Source organism: Microbispora sp. ZYX-F-249, from assembly GCF_039649665.1.
Taxonomy (GTDB): Bacteria; Actinomycetota; Actinomycetes; order Streptosporangiales; family Streptosporangiaceae; genus Microbispora; species Microbispora maris.
On the sequence record NZ_JBDJAW010000200.1, the window covers coordinates 1 to 268 of the forward strand.

Annotated in this window: 1 pseudogene; it reads left to right on the forward strand. The window is 64.6% G+C overall.

The annotated features are described in order from the left end of the window. A pseudogene (locus AAH991_RS40390) lies at positions 1-268 on the forward strand (trypsin-like serine peptidase); the annotation flags it as partial.

Genomic DNA, 268 nt, shown 5'->3' on the forward strand with positions numbered 1-268 from the left:
CAACGTCGGTGGTCAGGGCCTGGCCTACAACCAGAAGATCGGGACCGGCATCTTCGTGTTCGGTTACCCGAGCGGGTCGCACCCGGACGGCAACTACGCCTTCACCGGCAAGACCCTCAAGTGGGCCTACGGCAAGACCTTCAAGGCGGCCGCCCCGGCGCTCAAGGCCGAGGAGCTCGTCGGCATCAAGTCCTCCTTCACCGGTGAGGGCTCGATCGGTTCGTCCTGGCTGTACCGCTACAGCAGCACCAAGCGTCTTGGCTACCTC